Origin of the sequence: Alteromonas lipotrueae, assembly GCF_019249215.1 — a bacterium.
GTDB classification, from domain to species: Bacteria; Pseudomonadota; Gammaproteobacteria; order Enterobacterales; family Alteromonadaceae; genus Alteromonas; species Alteromonas lipotrueae.
In genome coordinates this window covers 100105-122633 of the sequence record NZ_JAESDI010000005.1, presented here as the reverse complement: position 1 = coordinate 122633, position 22529 = coordinate 100105, and the positions used below count along the sequence as shown (strand labels likewise).

Genomic DNA, 22529 nt, shown 5'->3' with positions numbered 1-22529 from the left:
TTTGTTATTTTTAACTAAAACTGGCTCTCATCAACCAACTCAAGCCATATAGGGTTGGTATAGGCTTTACGGCCTTCATTATCTTCTACGACCAACGCTACCCAGCCCGAAGCTTGTGGAACTTCAAAGCTAACGGCATCACGCTCACCGGTAAGCGTTTTATCTTCAAGTACTACGCTGCTAGCAGCACTTTGCTTATTCATTGCTTTACTATCACTACCAATCAACTGTACCGACTTAAGTCCATTTACAGCAACCAAATCAAAACTTATTGTTTGCGGTTGTGCCTTTGCAATCTTCAACGTATCGCCAAACATTACGTTTTCAGGGTAAATCACAGGGCCAAAAGATACGTAAGAATGACCGTCTTTTGCTGCTTGTGCGAAGGCCTTTGCCGTCGGTTTGCTGCCGGTATATACAAACAACCGATTTAAACCACTGATTTGGTTTAACACATCGTGGGTGTCTGATCCTGCGGTGAAATAATACGGTACCCCTTCATTCCAAAACTGGTGCGCTTTATTAATTGTTGGCTCGTTATTCACCACGGCATTTAGCTCAAATAAATCTATGCTAGGGTTAAAGCCCCCTGGCGCAGTGCCTTTATCTAAACTGCTTAAATAGCCATAAGGTATGTAAGGGTGATTTGACGCAATAACAGTAGCGCCCATGCGCCGCACATCTTCAATAATACTGTGTATGTCATCTACACCTGGATCGACCGTTAATTGCGCCCCACTATCGATAGGAAATGCGTTGAAATGCCCCCAAGACGGTGACACTTCAATAGACGGTATAAAGGGCACATTGCGTGCATCGGCCAGGTTTTGAATGGTGTCGTTATTTTTAGTGGAATCATGATCACTTACAAATAATACGTTTAACCCAGCAGCTAATTGAGAACGTACCAAATTTGTAGGGTTTGTTGACCCTTCCAACACATCGGCATGATGGTGCAGGTCGCCGGCGTACCAACCATGCATCGTAGGATACGCCTTCACATCAACTGCAGTTGCTACAGTCGTTATTTTATTTGCATTAACGCTTGTCGCGATCATCGTACTTTTGGCGTTAAAGCCCGCACCATGTGAAACGCTTAATTCGTATTCCCCTGGTGCCAAACCAAATACGGCGTTGCCAATATTATCGAGGTCGGTGAAGAAGGTTCGTGCCCCTAAATATTCGATGAGTGGCTGATTGCCCTGCTCTATTGTAATTTTTGCATCTATGGGCTTCTGACTTTTCGCATCGGTTATATTAAGGCTTATTGCACCTGGGGCGCGAAGTGCATCGAATGAGAGTTTCTGAGTCACATTCTCTTCAACGGTAATCAGGCGCGTTTTACTGTCTGAATGTTGTTTGCCCGTAGCGTAAACTTCGTAGTCGCCTACCGGCAGCGTGAAATTTACATTCTTGCCGTTACCCATGGCCCACATATAAGGCACACCATTTTGCGACACTACAATGGCGGCTTGCTCAACGGTTTGCCCTTCCTGTGTACTTACGTGCGCTTCTATTGTTCCACTTTTAAGTGCTTTTCGCTTTATTTCGGCACTCACAACGGGCGCTAAGTTACCACGTGGCAACACCTGATAGTCACCCGAGAAAGTCACACTTTGTGAAGGGCCAAGGGTATGTGCCGCGTATAAATCACGTGACTGATTTTTAGTTTCGCGCATATAAGGTGCGTGCAATGCAATCGCCCATTCTTCGTCATAACCCACGAAGCGGTCTGATAACCATAAATTCTCAGATGATTTTTCGATAGTGTGTCTACGAGGAACAGCGAATTTGTATCCGGAATCTGGCCATAAGGTGTAGCCTGAAAGCGCTTCGATATCGCTATCACCTTTATTGGTCATTGTGGTTTCAACATGAATAAGATCTGCGCCCTCAGAAAGGCTGTAGGTTGTACTTATTTCAGCTTCGCCAAAGTCTCTTTTAATGTTAACAACCGCTTCTTGAGCACTGTCTTTAAGAATATCAATTTTGGTGTAAGTATTAGGCCAGCTTGACCAATTATTTGGGATGAAATCGGCAAAAGCAACGCGATCGTTGCTAAGTGCTCCATCCTCTTTCACATTAGCAATGTCGACTATACAGCCTCTTGCTACGCCCCACGGCGGCGCTGAATCTACTGCAATAGCGAATGCTAGTTTATCGTTTTGAATGGTTAAATCTTCGTTGGAAATAGCATTCCCATGTGGAATGGCCGTTTTCCCTTTTGTGATACTAACCGAGGCATGACTTACATGGGATAAAAGACTCCCCGATACCAATAATGAAATACCCAATAATGCAGGACTTAGCGTCGAAAGCTTCATAAAAACACCTTATGTGGTAATACAAGTCGTTTGAGTGAATGGCGCATGAAAAAGACAACAATAGCGCGTTAGTATGTAAACCGTGTGATAACATTTAAGAATAAAGCCGCCGCCAGTACGTCTGGTTGCGGCCTTATTATTTCGATTGTAAAGCGCTATGAATAACGCTTTTACACCTCTTTAATTACATAGCAACGCGTACGTTGAAAGAAGCGATGCGAGGGGCACCAATCCATCCGGCGTTTGCAGCAATGGAACCAAGGTAATCTTCATCGAACACATTGTTTACGGTAAAGCTTAGCTCCACGCTATCAATGCTGCCGCCAATGTCGTAAGCCGTTTTACCTACATACAGGTCACTTACAATGTAAGAGTCAGTTTCTTGTGTATTAGCTTGGTCTAGGAAACGCTCACCTACATATTTTGTGCTAAAGCCAGCGTAGAAATCACCTTTGGTGTAATCAAAACTAACTACGGCCATGTCTTCTGGTGAACCGATTACGGTGTTACCGCTAACGCCTTCGTCAGTGTAAGTCGAGTCGTTTTTAGTATATGAAACATAGATGCCTAATGAATCAGTAATGTTGTAATCAATAGATGCTTCTATACCATCTGATTCAATACCACCGTCATTGATGTAGCCGCCTGCAGCAGATTCTAAGAAGTCGATACCATTTACGTCTTCGTTACTTACAAAGGTAATGCGGTTTTCAAATTCAATCGTGTAATACGTTAAACTTGCATTAAATCCTGGCGTTGAATAACGCAAACCGAAATCGATATTGTCTGCGGTTTCTGGCTCTACCGTACTGATATCAGTGTCGTCACGCTCTAATACCGCATCTTTAACCGCTGCAAAGTTCTCTGCATATCCACCGAAAAGCTCTAAACCGTTAACCGGTAATGGTGCAACGAAACCAGCTGAAATAAGTACATCAGAATCAGAGGATATGTTTAAGTTATTTTCAGGGGTAAATTGGTCTTCTTTAGACACATCAACGTTAAACTGCTTTGCCCCTAAACGAATTTTCGCAAACCCTGCATCAAGTTCGTTTTCAACATAGTACATAAGCGTTTCAACCGGAAACTCTCGATCGTACTGAATCCAATAAGGGGTGTTTTCGTAGCGAGCGCTTGTTGAAGCATCAATGGTTTTGTGCCAATCGCGGTATTCGTCACGCTGATAATCTTCATACCAAAAACCACCACGAACTACGTTGTCCATATCAGCAATGGTTGTGTTCCATACGAAATCGCCGTTAATACCGTAGCGCTTCTTATTATAATGAGTGTGACGATTAGAGCTTACTGCAATAGCGCCTTGCTCATAGCAATTTGGATCAACTTCAGCGCCACCACCACCGTAAGGTGAACTGATTGAACTGACACAGTTATCAATAGGTGAAAGGGCTTCGCCAGCACTATTAACAAAGTAGATTAGGCCTAAGGTGCTGCCGCCGTTTACGGTGCTTGACGTATTTAATTCAGAATTTGCATTTCCTGCGCCGTCATCAGTTACATCGGCAATATAGTATGGGTTCCACTTACCTGCACCTTCGTTTTCGTGATAATAAACGTTAGTACTAAAATCAACACTTCCCACTGTGAAATCGGCTTTTAGATAGGTAAAGAAATTCTCGCGCTCGGTAACCCACCCTTCGCGAAAAACCTGATCTTGATAAGGAATACCAGACCACGTATCAGTTAGTCCATCCCATTCCGGGTTTTGAGCATACTGGGCTAACCCATAAACACGTTGATAAGTGTATTCTTGTGCATCGTCGTAACTCACGAAGCCCGTAAGGTCTACTTCACCTATTGTGCTGATGATTTTACCTTCTAAATGGTCACGGGTATTAGTCACTGACCCATCCATGTAATCATCATTTTGCTGAGTAGACAACGAAAGCCATGCAAACGTATCTGGGGCAATCTCGCCTGTATCGTAACGAACATAAACTTTACTGGCGTTGTATTCTGCAAATGTGGTGCTTACTGTTAATTGCTCGTCCAGCGCAGGTCTAATGGTAGTAAAATCCATTGTTCCGCCAAGGGCTTCATTCGAACGAGAGCTAATATCAGCGGTCCCCTGAGAAACTACCGTGCCACGTAAGTTTTCAGTATCAATATATCGGCTGGCTTTAGTACCACCACCGTAGTTAGAGTTACCGTTAGCAATGCCATCAACGGTCATCCCAATTTGCTGAGAGTCAAGGTTAACCTGAAAACCACGAATTGAAATCGTAGTAGACCATTCATCAGAACCAAACGGGTCGCCTTCAGTTACCAATACACCTGGCAAATTGTCGATAAGTGCCAATGCGCTAGTCATCGGGGTCTGTTGCTTTTTCATTTCTGTTGAAGTTGCACTGTTAGCGTATGAAACATTACGCCCAGTCACTAATATTGATTCAACGTCTTTGTCTTCTTCAGCTGCTTGCGCTTCAGCTTCTTGAGCTAACGCATGCATTGACGTTAATGACGTCGCTGCAAGTACAGATAAAGCGATTAAGCTTCGCTTTTTTGGCACATAAGTGTTCATAAAACTCCCGTTGTGTGTTTTTTATTTTATTTTGTGTTTTTAGATAGATAGTGATGTTTTTATTTGAGGCTTTTACGAGCCTGAATCTATTTTTGTAAAATCTATTTCGTTGTCTTTAGGAGAACTATCGATATTTTTTACGGTTTTTGGTTTTCGGTAAAACATGAAAAATGCGCAGCTGAAAAATAGGCCGATGACTAATGCACCTACCCACTGAATTTGTAAAAACTCTAATTTAAACAGCAGAGTTAGTAAGGAAAGCATGGCTACATTCATAGCAATGTACTTAACCCTTCCGAAGCGTTTTACGGTTAAATTTAAGTTGTCTGTATACAAGCGAATAAGCGAATCTAATGAGTTAATGACAAACACAACCCCTACGAAGGCCATCGCAAAGTTCTTCAAGCCTGTGGTGGGTATGCCAGCTTCGTGATATTGATAAATAACGCTAAACCACACCGCAATAGGTATTGAAGGAAATATCAGCATGGCACCTAGCACTTGATAGGTGCGTAAACCTCCTACAAAACGCGAGGTAAACTGCCCAATCATGATGCTCCATGCGAACCACCAAAATAAGTAAAACTCATGGTATTCGTTTAGCGGCAATACAAAATGTTCAATGTTTCCAAAGTAACTGCCTATCAGCTCTAAATTATGTGTAAATGCGGCAATTTGGCTGTCATTTCCCAAGAAGGCGCCCGCCCACATGAAGCCGATTAACGCGATAAACAACCATGTTGTAGAGATACTTAATAACCGTACATATTTAATGTCGGTGCTGGAGTAAACCGCAAAGCAGATAGCCGCGAACACGATGAAATAGAAAGTAGGTATGATGGACTCACCATCGCCGATAGCAGGTAAATACCAGGGTAAATTCGACAACAGTAAAAACGCGGTAAAGGCGCAGGTACCAATAATGACCACGTTATTAATGAATTTAACCAGTGGTATTTCGAAGAACTTAACCTTGGGCTCTACCACGCAAAAATAAAAACAGGTAAGAAAGTAAAAGCCCCATATTAGAAAGCCCCAATAGCCAAACTCAATGGCAATAGGGTTAGTAAAGGCGTATTCAGGGTTCGCTGCTATATTTGCATAGCCACCGAACTCGGTAAGCGGAAACATGATCAAGCCAACGTCTAGGCCCGAGGTAAATAGAATGGCGATAAAAGTGAAAAGCCTAACCGGCGTGACACCGATACACTTCACATTTCCCCATTTAACAAGAATAACCACAATGGCCAATAGGGTGAAAATGATCCCAGCATTAAGCCATAAGGTCATTACTACCTCCCCAAAACAAACGATAATGCTCCATCTTTCTTCCTGTTGTTATATTTTTCATACGTACCAAAAATGCCTTTTTGGTACGTGTAGGCCGCTCAGATTAAATCGTTGAATGACGCTGAAACGTTTCCCAGTTTGTTGATGTAGCAACGCTAACCGGTGAATGTGCTAGCGCTGGCTTGCCCAGTATTAAGTCAGCCGCTTTTTCTGCCACCATAATAGTGGGCGCGTTTAAGTTGCCGTTAGGTACAGTTGGGAAAATTGAAGAATCCACCACCCGTAGCCTCTCAATACCGTGCACTTGCGTATTGGAGTTCACTACGGCCATGGCATCTTCACCCATTTTGCACGAGCATGACGGGTGATAGGCGCTTTCAACCGATTGGCGCACAAAGGCGTCAATTTCTTCATCGGTTTGAATATGCTTACCTGGTTGAATTTCATCTTCTCGGTAGTCGTCAAACGCGCTTTGTTCAATGATTTCACGCGTTAAACGCACGCAGGCACGAAAGCCTTCAATGTCGTCTTGATGCTGCAAGTAGTTAAATTGAATTTTGGGTGCGTCGGTAGGATTAGCCGTTTTAATAGTAACGGCACCACGGCTTTTAGGCTTATTGTGACCAACATGCACTTGAAAACCATGGCCATCAAAGGCACTACGTCCGTCGTAACGCATGGCCGCTGGTAAGAAGTGATATTGAATATCTGGCCATTCAACACCAGGTTTCGAGCGAATAAACGCGCAAGACTCAAAATGGTTGGTGGCACCTAACCCTTTGCGGGTAAACATCCAACGTGCACCAATTAAGCCTTTTGAAATCAGCCCTATTTTACCGTTAAGCGTAATAGGCTGTTTGCACTTGTATTGAAAGTAAAACTCCAAGTGATCTTGTAGGTTCTGCCCTACCCCAGGCAAATGGTGCTTAACGTCAACGCCTGCTGCTTTAAGCGTTTCGCTGTCGCCAATGCCAGAAAGTTGTAAAAGGTGTGGCGAGCCAATAGAACCGGCGCTTAACACCACTTCTTTATTGGCTTTTGCGGTAACACGTTTACCGTTTACGCTGTACTGCACACCCACCGCTTTTTTGCCTTCAAGTATAACTTTTTCAGCCAGTGCACCGGTAACAAGCGTTAGGTTTTTGCGCGATTTAACCGGGTCTAGGTATTCACGGCTGGCCGAACTGCGCACGCCGTCTTTCACGGTCATGTGCATAGGGCCAAAGCCTTCCTGCTGGGCGGCGTTATAATCAGCCGTTGTAGCGTAGCCCGCTTCTTTTCCTGCTTCTATAAAGGCGGTGTATAAAGGGTTGGCCATTTCGTTGCCATTGTTAACCCCTAATGGCCCATTGCCACCTCGGTATTCGTCGTTCCCTAGGTAGAAAGATTCAGCCTTTTGGAAGTACGGTAAGCACGCTTGGTAGTTCCAGCCTTGTGCGCCATGTGCTTCCCATTCATCAAAATCTTTTGCATGGCCGCGAACATACACCATGCCATTTATAGATGAAGAACCTCCTAATACCTTGCCTCGTGGGCAATGCATTTTACGGTTATCTAGAAACGGCTCTTCTTCAGTGTGGAACTGCCATGCGTATTTGTCGCTATTCATGGGAATAGACAATGCCGTGGGCATTTTAATAAAAATGCTTTTATCGCTACTGCCGGTTTCTAGCAAAAGCACGTTATGGCTTGCGTCTTCTGATAGCCGGTTAGCTAACACACACCCTGCAGAGCCAGCACCTACTATGATGTAATCATATGCTTGCTTACTCATTAAAACGGGCTCTCTATGTCGGTCATGCCCACATATACTGATTTGGTCTGTGTGTAGTGATCGAGCGTTTCAATTCCGTTTTCGCGGCCAATACCAGACTGCTTATAGCCGCCCACAGGCATTTCAGCCGGTGAATTACCATAGCTGTTTATCCAGCAAATACCGGCTTGCAGCTTGTGGATAACACGGTGTGCCCGTTTAATATCTTTGGTAAACACACCTGCAGCCAAGCCTAAGTGGGTATTGTTACCACGCTGAATAACATCGGCTTCGTCTTCAAACACCAACACACTCATGACTGGGCCAAAGATTTCTTCTTTAACAATAGTCATATCGTCGGTGCAATCGGTAAATACAGTAGGTGCCACAAAGTAGCCGTTTGGCGCAGATTCAGGGCTAAGCGTTGTGCCGCCCGTTAGTACGGTAGCGCCTTCTTCAACACCTTTATTGATGTAGCTCATCACTAGATCTTGGTGATTTTTAGAAATAAGTGCGCCTAAATTCACGTTAGGATCGAGCGGGTCGCCAGCAACTATGTTTTGTTCTGTACGGGCTTTAAGCTCGTCAATAAAGGCTTGGTATACCGATTTATGCACGTAAACCCGTGTACAGTTTGTGCAAACTTCACCTTGGGTATAAAAGTTACCCAGCATGGCTGCGCTTACTGCTTGCGATACGTCGGCGTCTTCAAACACCAACAATGGCGATTTACCACCAAGTTCCATGGTGACGTCTTTTAATGAACCCGCTGCACTCGCCACTACCTTTTTGCCTGTACCGACTTCGCCAGTAAAAGACACTTTTTCAATATCTGGGTGTTGGGTTAACCATTGGCCAACTTCTGCTGCACCTTGTACAACATTGAACACGCCAGCTGGTACGCCCGCTTCAAAGAAAATTTCAGCAAGTTTAATAGCACCTAATGGTGTTTCTTCTGAAGGTTTAAACAGTAAGGCGTTACCTGCCGCTAAGGCAGGGCCAGACTTCCAACACGCAATTTGTAGCGGGTAGTTCCATGCACCAATGCCCGCACAAATGCCAAGCGGCTCTTTGCGGGTGTAGTAAAAGTCGTCACCCACCATTTGCTGTTGACCCACTTGCGTTGGCGCCAAGCCTGCAAAATATTCAATGACATCAGCACCGGTTTCAACGTCTACACACTCGGCTTCTTGCCAAGGCTTACCTGTATCTAGAACTTCAATTTTAGCCAGTTCATCGTTTCGTTCGCGTAACAATGACACAGCTTTTAATAAAATACGGCTACGCTCAACCGGTGTCATAGCAGACCAAGTAGCAAAGCCTTCTTTTGCGCTTGCTATTGCCGCTTGTTGCACCCCTTCGTCTGCCACTTCAACATGGTAAATAACTTCGTCGGTAGCAGGGTTTTTAACCGCAAACGTTTCGCCACTTTTATTGGCGATGAATTTGCCATGAATGAAATTTTGATAAACCGGTGTTGTCACATTAAAACCTATCTTGATAAGTGCCAGCAGATTAAAACATGCTGACATTGTTCAAATTCACTTTGTCAGGCGTGCAGACTACTTTACGCAGGCCTGATCTCTCGAAGTAACACGCATACCGCTTGATTAACGTCTTGAATCCGTTATCTATACATAAAGCGTTTACAGATAAAGTTTCCACTTGAGATTACAACTGCTAGTTGAAAGCTTGTTTCCACAAACGGCACTATTCAGTATTGAAGACTAAGAAAGATATTCAACTCTATCTGAGAAATGTGTATTTTTTATTAATTGATCGTTCAATAAAAATAAATACTAAGGGATTAACACTAATAATTCAACGTTGACAAAAGCTGAATTTATTTAAAAATGATTTGAGCTAAATCTAAGGCGCTTTGATTGAGCACAGACTAAAAGGTCAAAATGCACAAAAACTGATGCTTTATTGGTTTACTTTTCTTTATTTAGTATGATTTATATACTATTTTTGGAGCCGGTTATTTTGGTATAAATAAACTTTCGTCTGTTAGAAGTTACGATTAGATTGAACACGAACAATTTATTACGCTAAGCACTAACCTAAAAGCAGTTCATAAAACACTCAAAAAAGTTCTAGATACTATGCATGCCTGGAATAAGTACTAGTTAAATGGATGGGCATAATAAGTATCCTCAAATAATTTCAAAATGCATTGCCACCCTATATGGGTTAGATTATCCCTAGTATTCTTCTTAACAAAACCAAACTAGTGCATACTTTCGTAAGAAGCTGCAACACTGTGACAAACAAGGCGAAAATTACTTAAGTGCAAAAAATTAAACTTACACAAGATGAAAACCTATCTATTAGAGTCGATTATCAGCTGCTACCAAGCGATCATCAGCGTCTTGACCTGTTTTTTTCATTGCCTGACGACATGGGAATTAGCGCTAAAACCCTCACCGAAGAACAATATTTTCACCATAGCATTCAAAATCACAGTGCCTACTACTCCGATCAACTCCATGTACCACTGGTACGCAGTCGCTTTATCAGTCAGAAAAAAGGCGAGCAGAGTGATTACCGCTTAAACTTGAATTTGTACTCGTATCAAATACGTACCGCACTCGACACTGATATAAAACAAACCCTCAAGTTAAAAGACAGCAAAACCTTTTACCCCCAAGCTATAGAACTTGCAGAACAAACCTCTAGTTTGTTGAAAAAGCTCAGGCGTTATACACCCACTGATGAAAAATTAAGGGCTTACTTCGAAAATGCAGACAACTATTTAAGTTGGCAGGTAGAGCAGTCATTTTTGAAGTTGTTATCGGCTGCACCTAAAAGCAGTGATTATTCCAGTGAGCGAAAATTTCTTTTCGATTTTTGTCGCCGTGAGAACCAATACCGTGAAGATAATCAATACAATTCACAAATCACACTGGATGATCCCAATCGTATTACTAACAAAATGCGGTTATTACAGCGCTTAATTGAGTACGGCGTGGTGTTCCAGAAAAAAACCAAAAGTTTGAATACCTATTTAAACCGCCTAGTGCGTGGCACGGTTACCGCAATTATTATGGCTTTAGTGATGGTATTGGTGTTGAACGCTCGTACTAACTTCACTGAAGTTACCGTCGCCTTTGTAGGTATTCTTGGGGTTATTTACGGGCTAAGGGAAATCTTTAAAGAAGACATTACGCGGGTAATTTGGCGGCGTATTCAAAAAGGGCTACCGAAATGGAAGATTATTTATAGCCACAGTGTGAATAAAAGCAGAATAGCCACCCAAACTATTTGGCTTGAATACATTCGCAATAAAGATTTACCGAAGCAAGTTGATAAGTTGTATCAAACCCGCAGGCAACAAAACAAACAAGCGGCACAGTTACTTCATTTTCGCAGCGACACTCGCGTAAATGCGAAAAACTTCCTGCCAGGTTACGACGACATACAGCAACGTATTTATTTTAACCTCACCCCCTTTGTTCGCTTTCTAAAGAAAGGTGAAGGTAGGCTGTATTCTTTAGAAAACAACAAAATTACTAAACAAGCCGTTGAGCGACGCTATCAAATAAACGTTGTGCTGATGCATACCAACAAACAAAAGCAGCAGCAAGTACAACGATTTAAGATAACCCTAAACCGCTCTACTATTATCAATATTGAAGCACTGGAAGTCCGTGAAAACCCGTGAATTTTTTACCTGCTGAATTATTCATCCTACTGTTGCGGGTTATTCTGATGCAGGCCAGTCTTCTTCACTTATCATTTCTTTTTCAATCAGCGCGTTTCTAAGCGTATTTATTTTCACCTTCAGTTCATCCCTAATTAGCCGTATAGCAGGCGTTATAAGTTGTCTGCTAGGTAACACCAGCCACATTTCAGTTAGGGAAATTTGATAAGCAGGCATAACCCGCTGAAGGCGCCCCGCCAGTAAATCCTCTGCAATATCAATAACCGATTTCTTTGCGATTCCCACCCCATCAACACACCATCGGCGCACAATATCGCCGTCATTCACTGCACGGTTACTTTTCACTTTAACTTTGAATTTCTCTTTGTCTTTATACAAATCCCAACCGTCGTGGGTTAGCTCGTACAATTTGTAAAGCAATGCATTGTGATTTGCTAATTCTTCGGGGCTAGTAGGTTCCCCATACTTTTCAATATAGCGTGGCGAAGCACAAATAAAGTGTGGAATATTACAAATTTTGAACCCATACATATTGAGCTCTTGAACCGCGCTTTTGGTCATGGCTCTTAGTGCAACGTCTACCCCGTCGCGGTAGAAATCCACACGGCTGTCACTTACCTGTAACCTAACTGATACGTCTTCATGTTCCGCCATAATATCGTTTAGCAAAACCCGCATTAGGTTACGTCCCATCTCCGAAGACATGGCCATTTTCACTTCGCCATTAATGTCTTGCTGCTCTTCACTAATACGCATAACACCTTGTTGCAGCAAGTCTACTGCTTGCTGACATAAGGGTAGAAAACGCTCACCTTCAGGGGATATTCGTATTTTGCGGGTAGTTCTCACAAACAGTTGAGTGCCAAGCTCTTGCTCTATACGCTTTAATGCTACGCTTGCGGCAGAGGAACTTATGTCTAGCTGGTTCGCTGCAGCAGTTATTGAATGCAGTTCTGCCACCTTGAGCAATACTTGCAAGTCTTCTATCTTCATAACATCTTCTTTTTTATTTAGTAGAATTTAGTTTTATTAACGCTATGGTTGTGTAACTACAATGGCATAAACTTTAGCCAGGTTCCTTTCATTATAGCTAAAACCGAATCAATATCTTCAAGTACAGCAACTATTATCCACGTTTTAACGAAAGTGTATTGGCGATTAGCCCATTTATCCACTGCCTTTCAGCCCATAAAATACACCCAAGCAATCAAGTTAAAGGGTTTAAAAATGAAATTCACAGTTAAAGCAACATCGCTCGCACTTGCGTTTTCTAGCGCCGTGTCACTTTCAACATCATTTACAAGTACATCAGCGTTTGCCGCAGAAACAGCATCTAAGGTCGTAGCAGCAGATGATATTGAATGGGGTTACCTTAACCCGCTTCGCGGCGATAAGAGCCCAGGCGCAGCAGACCTTTGGGGCGACCGCACTAAAGATACTGCAACCGGTATGCTAGTACGTTTTAATAAAGGTTTTGAGTCTCCACCGCATATTCATAATATTACGTATCGCGGCATTGTGATTGAAGGTGCTATGCATAATGACGATCCTAGTGCAGGTAAAATGTGGATGCCTGCGGGTTCTTTTTGGACCCAACCTGCTGGCGAAGATCACACCACAGCAGCAAACGGCAGCGCCAATTTAATCTATTTAGAAATTGATTCTGGCCCTTATTTGGTACAACCATCTAATGAGCATTTTGATAATGGTGAACGCCCGTTAAACCTGCATAAAGACAACATTGTGTGGCTTAACAGTGGTGAGCTGCACGACATAACTGCAGCGGGTGTCTCGTCTACTTATTTGTGGGGCAGCTCCGGCGATATGAATGGCTCAATGGTAAAATTACCCGCTGGCTTTAAAGGCACTATTGGTACACGCGCCAGCGAATTTCGCGCTGTCGTTATAGCTGGCGACGTAGATTATCAGTCAGTAGAAGTAACATCACCTATATCGTTAAGTGCGGGTAGCTATGTGGAGTCTACTGGCACCTTTAACCATCAACTAGTGAATGAAGGTCAGCAAGAAGCGACTATTTATATTCGCACCGATAGTGCATACCGCGTATTCTAATAACCATAATGAGTGGGTTAAGCCTATAGCTTTAAAGGGTTAACTCACTTGTTCTAGTTTTTAGTTAGCCCGTACCGTAAAAGGCCGTGACTTGTGAGCTGTTGGTTGGCTTCTGCATTAAATTGAAACGCGTTCTTAATAGGCTATTAATAGGTGGAAAATTTTTCATTTGTTTATTAACTTATTCCTTCCTAATCAATTAGTTGAATAGCTCCCATATTTGGTTGACGAGTATATTAGAAGTTTGTAATAGTGTAGCATTACCTTATACTTTGCATTCTTCTTTGTGTTTACTTTTCCCTTGGCCAATCTCGGAGCACATCAATGAGAACATTTCTGAGAATAGCCAGTTTTGGCTTAGTTTCTTTTACCTCTAATGCATTAGCCCAAAGTACACCTTCAGAATTCGCTGAATTAAGCTTTCAAGCGTTGCTTGATATTGATATAAACGAAAACGATACTCAGCAATTTTCAGCGAATAAGTGGAGCTTCTCTGTACAACTAAAAGCCGCAGAATTTGATGGCTATAAAATCGATGATAGCGATATAAGTCTCGATGATGTGTTGTTCTCGCCTGGTGAAGAACCACGAACTACAAACAACTTTCCTGTTGTACCGACAATTATCGACCAGTACGCTAAAATTGTTCAACTAGGTTACCAAGTAAATGAAGGTCTAAAACTCGGAATTCAAGTTCCTTTCATTCACCAAGAAACTGACCATATCAGTGTAGTACCAGGTTACGAACATTTTGTTATTTCATCTTCAGGCATGGGCGATATTGCGCTTTCAGCAAGTTATGCGTTAGAAGACAATAGTGATTTTAGTTGGTGGGTAACAGCGGGAATTAGTTTGCCAACCGGATCCATCGATGAGCAAGGCGATACGCCTAGAGATGCAGGTAATCAACAACTTCCCTACACAATGCAGCTAGGCTCGGGAACCTACGACTTCCCTGTTGAAGTGAGTTATCAAAATAAGGGCGAGCACGCATTTACTATCACCCTATCAGCCATGCTCCGCACGGGTACCAACGATAGGAACTATCGCCTAGGAAACAACTATAAACTTAGTGGAAAATATAACTTCCCACTTTCCCAGAGCACAGCATTGTTCACTGGAGTCGCCTTTGGCTACTCAGAATCTATCCACGGGCAAGACGATGAAATCACGATAGGTGGTAACAACCCCTACCCTGCAAGTATTACTAATCCTGATCTGTATGGCGGAGAAAAAGTAAGTGTGTTCGGGGGGATTTCATTTGTTCCCATCGACTGGTTAAAAGTGGTTGCCGATGTCAGTAAGCCTTTATATCAAAATCTAAATGGCCCTCAACCCCAAGAGTTGTGGCGAGCTGGCCTTCAACTTTCTGTGTTGTATTAAGCGTTGTATATGCGTTCATTACTGATTGTTGTCGTTCTGACCTTAGGTGTCAGTCACTCAGCATTTGCTGACCTAAAAAAGGTCGACAAGCTTAAAGCGGCTTACATGTTTAACTTCACAAAATTTATGACATGGAGCAGTATTAACACTGACTCGGTCAATTTTTGCGTGCAGAATGATGAGGCGTTTCAGCAATTTTTAACCCAGTTAGTTGAAAGCAGGCCTAGTAGCAGTGGTGCACCCATTCGCATCGTTGTGTTAGATGGTAAACAGAGCTGCACCTTTGCATTCCTAACCAAAAATGATGACAGCCTGTTAAACCTTACCACTTCAACCATCATTATAAGTGATTTACCTAACCTTATTGACCGCCCATCGGTATTTACGTTTTATGAGGAAAACAACCGGTTAAGGTTTGAAATTGATTTAGCAGAGGCTGAGCGTCTTAATTTATCGATTAGCTCCGAATTGTTGAAGGTAGCGAAAATAAAATGATATTTCGTTCTACGTCGTTTTTCACAAAACAATTGTTTGCCATCCTCTCGGTTAACTTCCTATCGCTATGCCTAGTAGCGGGTTTACTGTATTCCAATTTTGTGGATGATTACAAAACTAACTTAGTGAACGTGCTTAGCAGCCAGTCTAAATTGTTGGCTTCGGCCAGCCGTTCATCGGTACTTTTCAATGACGCTCAACCTACCCAAGATTTACTGTTTGCAGCATCGCAGTTGCAAGCTACGTTAACCGCCAAGGTTTACGATGCTGAATTTAACCTGTTCGCCGAATATGCCAGAGAAGGCGTCTTCGACTTAATCTCCCCCCAGCAGCTACCTTTAGGGGCCACCTTTAAAGACGATGCGCTTTACTTTTTAGAACCTATCATTTTTGATAAAGAAATTATTGGCTACCTTTTGTTATCGGCCAGTACGCACTCTCTTGATACACAACAGCATCAAGCAATGCTGGTAGTATTAAGCGTATTGTTGCTAAGCATGCTGCTCTCTTACTTGCTAAATTTTCGTTTACAGAAACTCTTTACCAGCCCCATCGACAAACTGATCGCGCTTATTAGAAAAGTCGCAACATCTCGTGAATATCACACTCGCCTGCCAGCAGTACGCAATGATGAATTAGGCGAATTATTTTCTGGCGTTAACGATATTTTAGCAACCGTTGAAAATCACCAAGAGCAGCTAAAGGCTCATAATACTGAGCTTGAGAGTTTAGTAGAGCTTCGAACTCGCCAACTTTACCAACGTGCCAATTATGATGCGTTAACGCACTTACCGAATCGCCACCTATTTTTGGATCAATTGGAACTTGCGGTAAACAAAGCCAATAAATATGGCAGCCCACTGGCCGTCATGTTTCTAGATTTAGATCGCTTTAAACTTATCAACGACAGTTTAGGGCATGATATTGGCGATAAGGTACTTATTGAAGTTTCGAAAAAGCTGACTGAAATTGTGAAACGACAAGACAGTGTATCTAGGTGGGGTGGCGATGAATTTGTTGTTATGGTTGAAGAAACTCACTCTAAAGATGATTTAGCGTACCTTGCGAATGAAATTATCGCGAGCTTGAGTGAACCGATGCTATTGGAAGGTCATCAACTTCACATTTCTACCAGTATTGGTATCGCAATATATGAAACTCAGAATGAAAACGGCATATCCCTCTTAAAGCATGCCGATACCAGTATGTATCATGCGAAAGAGAATGGACCAGGCCAGTTCTGCTTCTTCGATAACGGCATGTTAGAGAATTCATTAAATCGACTGTCTGTGGAAGGGCAACTTCGACAAGCGCTAAAACTTGAAGATGCTTTTCATATGGTTTATCAGCCCCAAATTTGTGCCCATTCTGGTCATGTTCAAGGCATGGAAGCGTTAATACGTTGGCAAGATGATGAAGGTAACTATATTCCTCCTTCACACTTCATACCTATTGCTGAAGAAGCAGGTCTTATCAATATGCTGAGCATATGGATTTTAAATCGTGTGAGCGCTCAAATGAATCAATGGCGTGCACAAGGGATTCCTATAGTGCCTATTGCGATTAACTTGCCAGCTTGTTTTATTACCCAATTAGATTGTGCCGAGCAAATTGCCGAGATTATGTCGTGTAACCAGATTCCGCCTGAATTCATTGAAATTGAACTGACTGAAAATACGTTTATAAGCTCTACCGAATTTGCATTAACATCACTGAAGAAACTAAAAAAATTGGGCTTTAAAGTATCCATTGATGACTTTGGTACCGGCTATTCCTGCTTAAGCTATATTTCTACGTTACCCATTGATAAATTGAAAATTGATGGCAGCTTCGTTAAAAAACTAGGCAAGTCAAAATCTAACGATGGTATTGTAAGCGCTATTGTTATGCTGGCCAAAGGACTTAACCTAGCCACGGTGGGTGAATGCGTAGAAACAGAAAACCAGCTTGTACGCCTGCGTGAAATGGGCTGCGACGTGATTCAAGGCTACTATTACCATCCTCCCTTACAGGTGGGTGCAGCTGCAACATTGATGCTAGAAACTATCGAGAACTAAATTTTTCCAACAAACCACCTAGCGGTAAGCCCGACCGCTAGCGTAATGACTACACTCGTTAATGTGCCCAGTAATACATATTCCGTTAGTTTCTTGTCTTCGCTTTTTGTCAAATCACCAAACCGAAAGATTGATTTAGCAGCAAGTAGAAAACCTATTGCAGCAAATTGATTGAGCAGTACAAAGGTAAGAATAAGCAACCGCTCTAAATAGCCAATTCGCTGCCCTGCCATGGCGAGCGTATTTTGTATAGGAAGCTGAACCAGTGGGCTAGTTGTTTTAGGTTTGGCATGCTCATCAAGCTCTTTGCTCCATGGCGACAGAAGTTGTTTTATGAAAATGGACGTTGGTTTTAAAATAATTAAGTACGCCAAGAGTAAGGCCAGATGCTGGTGATTAACCAGTAAGAGTTGCTTAAACAATGCCCCGACCTGATTAGTAAGCATCGCCCATAAAATAACAATTACACCTATGTGCGCGGCTTGATCGACTGCAAACGCTAGTGTTGTGCTTCCCGCGTAAGACTTTATTGCATCAATAACAAAATGGCTTATTAATACCCCACCAGCTACCATCAATAATGCTGCAATATCGATATCCGCCATGCCCGCCTCTTTTGTCGTAAATACCGACACGGCGAACAACGTAATAAGTGCTAGCACACCATGCAGTAGAGCATGAAGGTATAACGCAGGCGATTGCAGATGTTTAGTGTTTCGGCTTTCCACCCAGCGAGTTGGCTGAAAATAGAAGTCTCCCAGTAAATGGGCAACCAATAGCCCTATTACCATGCTAAGTTGCTCCATGCTTACTGCTCCGTTTTCACTTCTGTTGCCATGTAATGCAAATAATCACTAACTAGGTGATATTGACTCGCGATTAAAATACGGGTGATGTTGCTACGGGTTTTCCCCAGTGTATTCGCTATACTTTCGTGACCTTTATCTTTTGCTTTAATATAGGCAAGTAACGTTTCTGACTGTGTTTGCGTTAAGGAAGTCATATGACTATCGACAAATGCAGTCAATAGACTTGCGTGTTTATTAAACGCTTCATTGTCGCTTGAAAAAGCGAGGAATTGGGACTTCATACTATCCAGCGTCCTACCCGAGCGTACGAAGGCGTCACCATTTCCAGTTTTCACTTTTCCATCAGTAAAACTTACTCCACCAATCCCTACGCTAATACGCACATCTGTAGTGGGCGTGCAGGCTTTTAATGCTAACCTGATGCAAATGGCGACAAGCATAGCACTTTCAGGCTCAGGTATGACAACTTGAAAAGCATCACCACGAAATACGTCGTACTGCCCGTTGTATAATGCAGATTGCGCTTTAAGTTCGTTGGTTAGCACCTGTAACACATGTGCTAAATCAGTATCGCTTAACTGCTGTGAGTTTGCGATATCACCGGTTATCACCGCCTGCCGCTTTTTTGTATTATCCATACCTTCCCTTTTCGGTGACAGCTCGCTTTAGTTCATCATTAGCCAGTTTGCCCTCGTGTTCACGAACTTGCATCATAGACACGACTCAGATTGCCTGTGTTTTTATACAAGTGCAATATTACACGGCAGTTAGTTTGCTTAGTTATAAAGTTACTATAAATAATCACATTTAACAAAGTTACCATAAACAATCACTTATCGAAAGGTTACTCTAAACGGTAACAGAAACAGAATAACGACACGAATCAGCGCAAATTACTCACTCAAAAAAGGCCGTGTACGAAGGGATATTCCCCAATCTTATACTGCGACTTGCAAAGGTAGAATGATTGCTCTACCCTCACCTCATTAAAGTAGAGCAAATATTCTACCCGTCTCGTAGAAGTTGGCCAGAGATTGGAGATCAAAATGACACCCGATGAGCGAAAAAATGACATTGCCGCACGGTTAGAAAACGCATTTAGCGTTAATGGCTTCACCCAGCCTAATGTCGCCTCGTTAAAAGAACAAACAGGCACTACGCTAAAAACCTTATACAAATATTTTCCTTCTAAGGAAGAGATGATCATTGGGGCGCTCACCCATCGCCACCAGCGGTATTTATCATTTCTAGCAACAGACTTCCCGAACGATATGAAAGCCGCAGTACAGCATGTTTTTTCACGTTTGGCGTTATGGCTACAGCAATACGCCCCTAACGGATGCATGTCACTACAAGCCTTATCTAGCTACCCAAACTACACACAGATAACCACAGCCGTAAATACTCATAAAGCCGACGTACGCCAATGGCTTTACGACTTAACCCAAAGCGAATCACTGTCTCGTTCACTTTTCATTATGCATGAAGGTATGTCGGCTGCGTGGCCAACCATGGGCGAAGAAGCGTTAACCACAACGCAAGCTATGTTAGATCAAACACTTGTAGAACACGGTTTATCTTAAAGGAGACAATTTATGTCACAACTTCCCTCACACATGAAAGGGGTCGTACTTACACGCCATGGCGATCTTGATGCGCTTAGTCTTCGTCACGATCTCTCCCTGCCTATTCCAGCTACCACCGACGTTGTGATTAAAGTGGCCGCCGCGGGTGTCAATAACACAGACATAAATACCCGCAAGGGATGGTACACAAAGGACGATGGCACTGACGTGGAATCGTGGAATGGTGAACCGTTCGCACTTCCTCGAATACAGGGCGCAGATGTATGCGGCTATATTGTGGCTGTAGGCAGTGAAGTAGACACTGCACGCATTGGTGAGCGGGTAATGATTGAACCCTGCTTAACCGAAGCGGATGGTGCTAAATTACCTTCACCTTGGTATTTTGGATCTGAATGCGACGGTGGTTTTGCACAGTACACAAAAGTTGCTGCAAAACATGCGTATACCGTAAATACAACCATGTCAGATGCCGAACTTGCTTCCTTTCCATGTTCATATTCTACCGCTGAAAACATGCTGCACCGCGCTAAAGTAGCGGCGGGAGACAGGGTGCTTGTTACTGGCGCTTCTGGTGGCGTTGGCTCTGCTGCAGTGCAATTAGCAAAAGCACGAGGCGCTTTTGTAGTGGCTATCACCAGTGAATCAAAACAAGAAGCATTGAAAGCACTGGGGGCAGACGACACCCTAACCCGCGACTGTAATTGGTTAACGTATACGAAAGATAAGCCGTTTGATGTTGTTATCGATTTGGTGGCAGGACCAAGATGGCCTGAGCTACTTGATATGATGCGCCCCTTTGGTCGCTACGCAGTATCGGGTGCTATTGGTGGGCATAGCGTAACCTTAGATGTTAGAACCTTGTACTTAAAAGATTTACAATTACTGGGCTGTACTGTGATTTGTGAAGAGGTATTTGGCAACGTAGTGAAACGCATTGAAGCAGGCGATATTGGCCCACTTGTCTCTAAAACTTACCCCATTGAAGATATAAAACAAGCGCAAACAGACTTCGAACAAAAAGCGCATATTGGAAAACTGGTGCTTACGTTTTAACGCAGCGCTGTTTCACGGTTTTCCCATACATCGACGCGATTACGCCCTAGCGATTTAGCCAAATAAAGTGCAGCATCGGCACGCTGAATTAATTCATTAGGGCTCACTGGATGAGTAAATGCCATTGTGGAAGCGCCTAAGCTTATCGTCAGCCTGCTGTTGTAGCTTGACTGTTTGAACACAATGGCCGCTTGCTCAATATTGCTTCGAATACGCTCTGCTACTTTGAGTGCGGAATTCATGTCAGTAAATGGCATGATGACAGCAAACTCTTCTCCACCATACCTTGCCACTACATCGTCATTACCAACACAGGTTTCCTTCAGTATTTCTGCAACCTTTATTAACACACGATCGCCCGCCACATGCCCATAACAATCGTTGTAAATTTTAAAGTGATCGACATCAATTAATAATAAGCTTAGTGGCATTTTACACTGAACGCTTCTTTGTATATCGCTTTGCAATGTATCGTCAAACAGCCTTCTGTTCGCTATACCGGTTAAGCCATCTATATTGGCAAGCTTTGCCAACTTGAGGTTGGCTTCTATAAGTTGTTGTTTTGCCTCATACAGAGCCCGTTCGTTATGCGCGTTTTGTAATGTGTTAGCCAACATCTGCGCGATACGCTCTAAGTACTTAATATCATAATCACGCCACGTATAAGGGCTACCCGTGATATCACAGCCAATGAAACCGAAAATGCCCTCATCCAATTCAATCGCGGCACAAAGAATTGAACAAATGTGCTCTCGCTCAAACTCCTCTTTTTCCCCCGCGGCTTCTCTTGGTAAATAGGCCACATTATTCACTTTAAAAAGGCCATCTTGCTTAATCTTTCTATCAAGGTAAGGCATGGTTTCCATCGGTAACGCTTGAAGATCATTTTTATAAGGCGTTACCCCTGCAGCTACCCATTCGTGGGTGTTACAGGCGAATTTTTTGTCGTCATAAAATTCGAATAAATAGCAGCGGTCAAGATCGCAGAATTCACCGAACGCGCCTAAAATATTCTCTATAAGACTATCTACTTTGTCACTGGTAGTATTTATAAGCTGCGAAGATAGAGTTGAAAGTAGCCCATTAAACGTAATGTGTTTGCCCACGGGTGAAGATTCTTCCGGCGCGATAAACAAATTATTTTGAACCGCCTTTGCGTTGATAACCACTAAGCTAACGCCGCCGACCGTGATAACCGCACTTTCTATAAAAAACTGAATCCCCCTTTCATAAGATTGAATGCGTACCCATTGGCAAAGGTGCAAGGTTTCCTCTGCTATAGCGAATGGATGATAGCTACCAGAAAGCTCATCTTTAGTAATAGGATCGAAAAAACGCAGGCTGTCTAAGAACGCATCAGATACCACTGCCTCACCAAACTGACGCGCAAATGCAATGCTTACGTCAAACGCTGTATCACCAAGACGTTTGAACAACAAACACGTAGGGAGTTGACGTAACAATGCAATGCCTTCATTTGGCTTCACATATCCCCCTTAT

General features: G+C 42.9%; 16 protein-coding genes. 7 read left to right on the top strand and 9 right to left on the bottom strand.

All coding sequences use genetic code 11. The features are described from left to right. Positions 1 to 14: 14 nt before the first annotated feature. The 5 genes from JKP82_RS06940 to betB all read right to left on the bottom strand — a co-directional run bounded on the left by JKP82_RS06940 (position 15) and on the right by betB (position 9393). Positions 15 to 2324: a CehA/McbA family metallohydrolase gene (locus JKP82_RS06940; protein ID WP_218396377.1), complete on the bottom strand. Its 2310-nt coding sequence runs from the start codon at positions 2322 to 2324 to the stop codon at positions 15 to 17. A 184-nt stretch (positions 2325 to 2508) separates the two neighbouring features. Then, positions 2509 to 4866: a TonB-dependent receptor gene (locus tag JKP82_RS06935; RefSeq protein ID WP_218396375.1), complete on the bottom strand. Its 2358-nt coding sequence runs from the start codon at positions 4864 to 4866 to the stop codon at positions 2509 to 2511. Between the two features lie 72 nt (positions 4867 to 4938). Then, complete coding sequence (locus tag JKP82_RS06930; RefSeq protein ID WP_159529954.1) at positions 4939 to 6156, bottom strand: BCCT family transporter; 1218 nt, start codon at positions 6154 to 6156, stop codon at positions 4939 to 4941. Between the two features lie 103 nt (positions 6157 to 6259). Then, positions 6260 to 7930 carry a choline dehydrogenase gene (gene betA, locus JKP82_RS06925; RefSeq protein WP_218396373.1) on the bottom strand — a complete coding sequence of 557 codons (1671 nt, stop codon included), beginning with the start codon at positions 7928 to 7930 and terminating at the stop codon, positions 6260 to 6262. Then, entirely contained in the window at positions 7930 to 9393 is a 1464-nt protein-coding gene (gene betB, locus JKP82_RS06920) for a betaine-aldehyde dehydrogenase (protein WP_218396538.1), read from the bottom strand. The genes betA and betB overlap by 1 nt, the downstream gene beginning before the upstream one ends. 806 nt (positions 9394 to 10199) lie before the next feature. On the opposite strand from betB, the gene JKP82_RS06915 reads away from it, so the two are divergent. Next, on the top strand, positions 10200 to 11573 hold the full coding sequence (locus JKP82_RS06915; protein ID WP_218396371.1) for a hypothetical protein: 1374 nt from the start codon (positions 10200 to 10202) through the stop codon (positions 11571 to 11573). A 39-nt stretch (positions 11574 to 11612) separates the two neighbouring features. Here the strand turns inward: JKP82_RS06915 and JKP82_RS06910 are convergent, their stop codons facing one another. After that, a complete protein-coding gene (locus JKP82_RS06910) occupies positions 11613 to 12566 on the bottom strand; it encodes a LysR family transcriptional regulator (RefSeq protein WP_218396369.1) in 954 nt (317 codons plus the stop codon). Positions 12567 to 12800: 234 nt separating this feature from the next. Here JKP82_RS06910 and JKP82_RS06905 point away from each other — a divergent pair, with 234 nt between their 5' ends. The 4 genes from JKP82_RS06905 to JKP82_RS06890 all read left to right on the top strand — a co-directional run bounded on the left by JKP82_RS06905 (position 12801) and on the right by JKP82_RS06890 (position 17581). Further along, positions 12801 to 13646: a DUF4437 domain-containing protein gene (locus JKP82_RS06905; protein WP_159529946.1), complete on the top strand. Its 846-nt coding sequence runs from the start codon at positions 12801 to 12803 to the stop codon at positions 13644 to 13646. A gap of 324 nt (positions 13647 to 13970) precedes the next feature. Then, positions 13971 to 15029 carry a transporter family protein gene (locus JKP82_RS06900; RefSeq protein WP_218396367.1) on the top strand — a complete coding sequence of 353 codons (1059 nt, stop codon included), beginning with the start codon at positions 13971 to 13973 and terminating at the stop codon, positions 15027 to 15029. Positions 15030 to 15038: 9 nt separating this feature from the next. Further along, positions 15039 to 15524: a YfiR family protein gene (locus JKP82_RS06895; protein WP_218396365.1), complete on the top strand. Its 486-nt coding sequence runs from the start codon at positions 15039 to 15041 to the stop codon at positions 15522 to 15524. Further along, positions 15521 to 17581 (top strand): bifunctional diguanylate cyclase/phosphodiesterase, encoded by a 2061-nt coding sequence (locus JKP82_RS06890; protein ID WP_159529940.1) that lies wholly within the window; start codon positions 15521 to 15523, stop codon positions 17579 to 17581. The genes JKP82_RS06895 and JKP82_RS06890 overlap by 4 nt, the downstream gene beginning before the upstream one ends. Here JKP82_RS06890 and JKP82_RS06885 read toward each other — a convergent pair. Continuing rightward, positions 17578 to 18387, bottom strand: a complete 810-nt coding sequence (locus JKP82_RS06885) for a DUF3307 domain-containing protein (RefSeq protein WP_218396364.1) — start codon at positions 18385 to 18387, stop codon at positions 17578 to 17580. The genes JKP82_RS06890 and JKP82_RS06885 overlap by 4 nt on opposite strands. Before the next feature lie 2 nt (positions 18388 to 18389). Beyond that, a complete protein-coding gene (locus JKP82_RS06880) occupies positions 18390 to 19028 on the bottom strand; it encodes a hypothetical protein (RefSeq protein WP_218396362.1) in 639 nt (212 codons plus the stop codon). Positions 19029 to 19436: 408 nt separating this feature from the next. On the opposite strand from JKP82_RS06880, the gene JKP82_RS06875 reads away from it, so the two are divergent. Continuing rightward, a complete protein-coding gene (locus tag JKP82_RS06875) occupies positions 19437 to 19973 on the top strand; it encodes a TetR/AcrR family transcriptional regulator (protein ID WP_218396360.1) in 537 nt (178 codons plus the stop codon). A 12-nt stretch (positions 19974 to 19985) separates the two neighbouring features. After that, positions 19986 to 21029 carry an alcohol dehydrogenase family protein gene (locus tag JKP82_RS06870; RefSeq protein WP_218396358.1) on the top strand — a complete coding sequence of 348 codons (1044 nt, stop codon included), beginning with the start codon at positions 19986 to 19988 and terminating at the stop codon, positions 21027 to 21029. Here the strand turns inward: JKP82_RS06870 and JKP82_RS21005 are convergent. Further along, complete coding sequence (locus tag JKP82_RS21005; protein ID WP_159529931.1) at positions 21026 to 22516, bottom strand: sensor domain-containing diguanylate cyclase; 1491 nt, start codon at positions 22514 to 22516, stop codon at positions 21026 to 21028. The two genes, JKP82_RS06870 and JKP82_RS21005, sit on opposite strands and share 4 nt — an antisense overlap. Between the last annotated feature and the right edge of the window lie 13 nt (positions 22517 to 22529).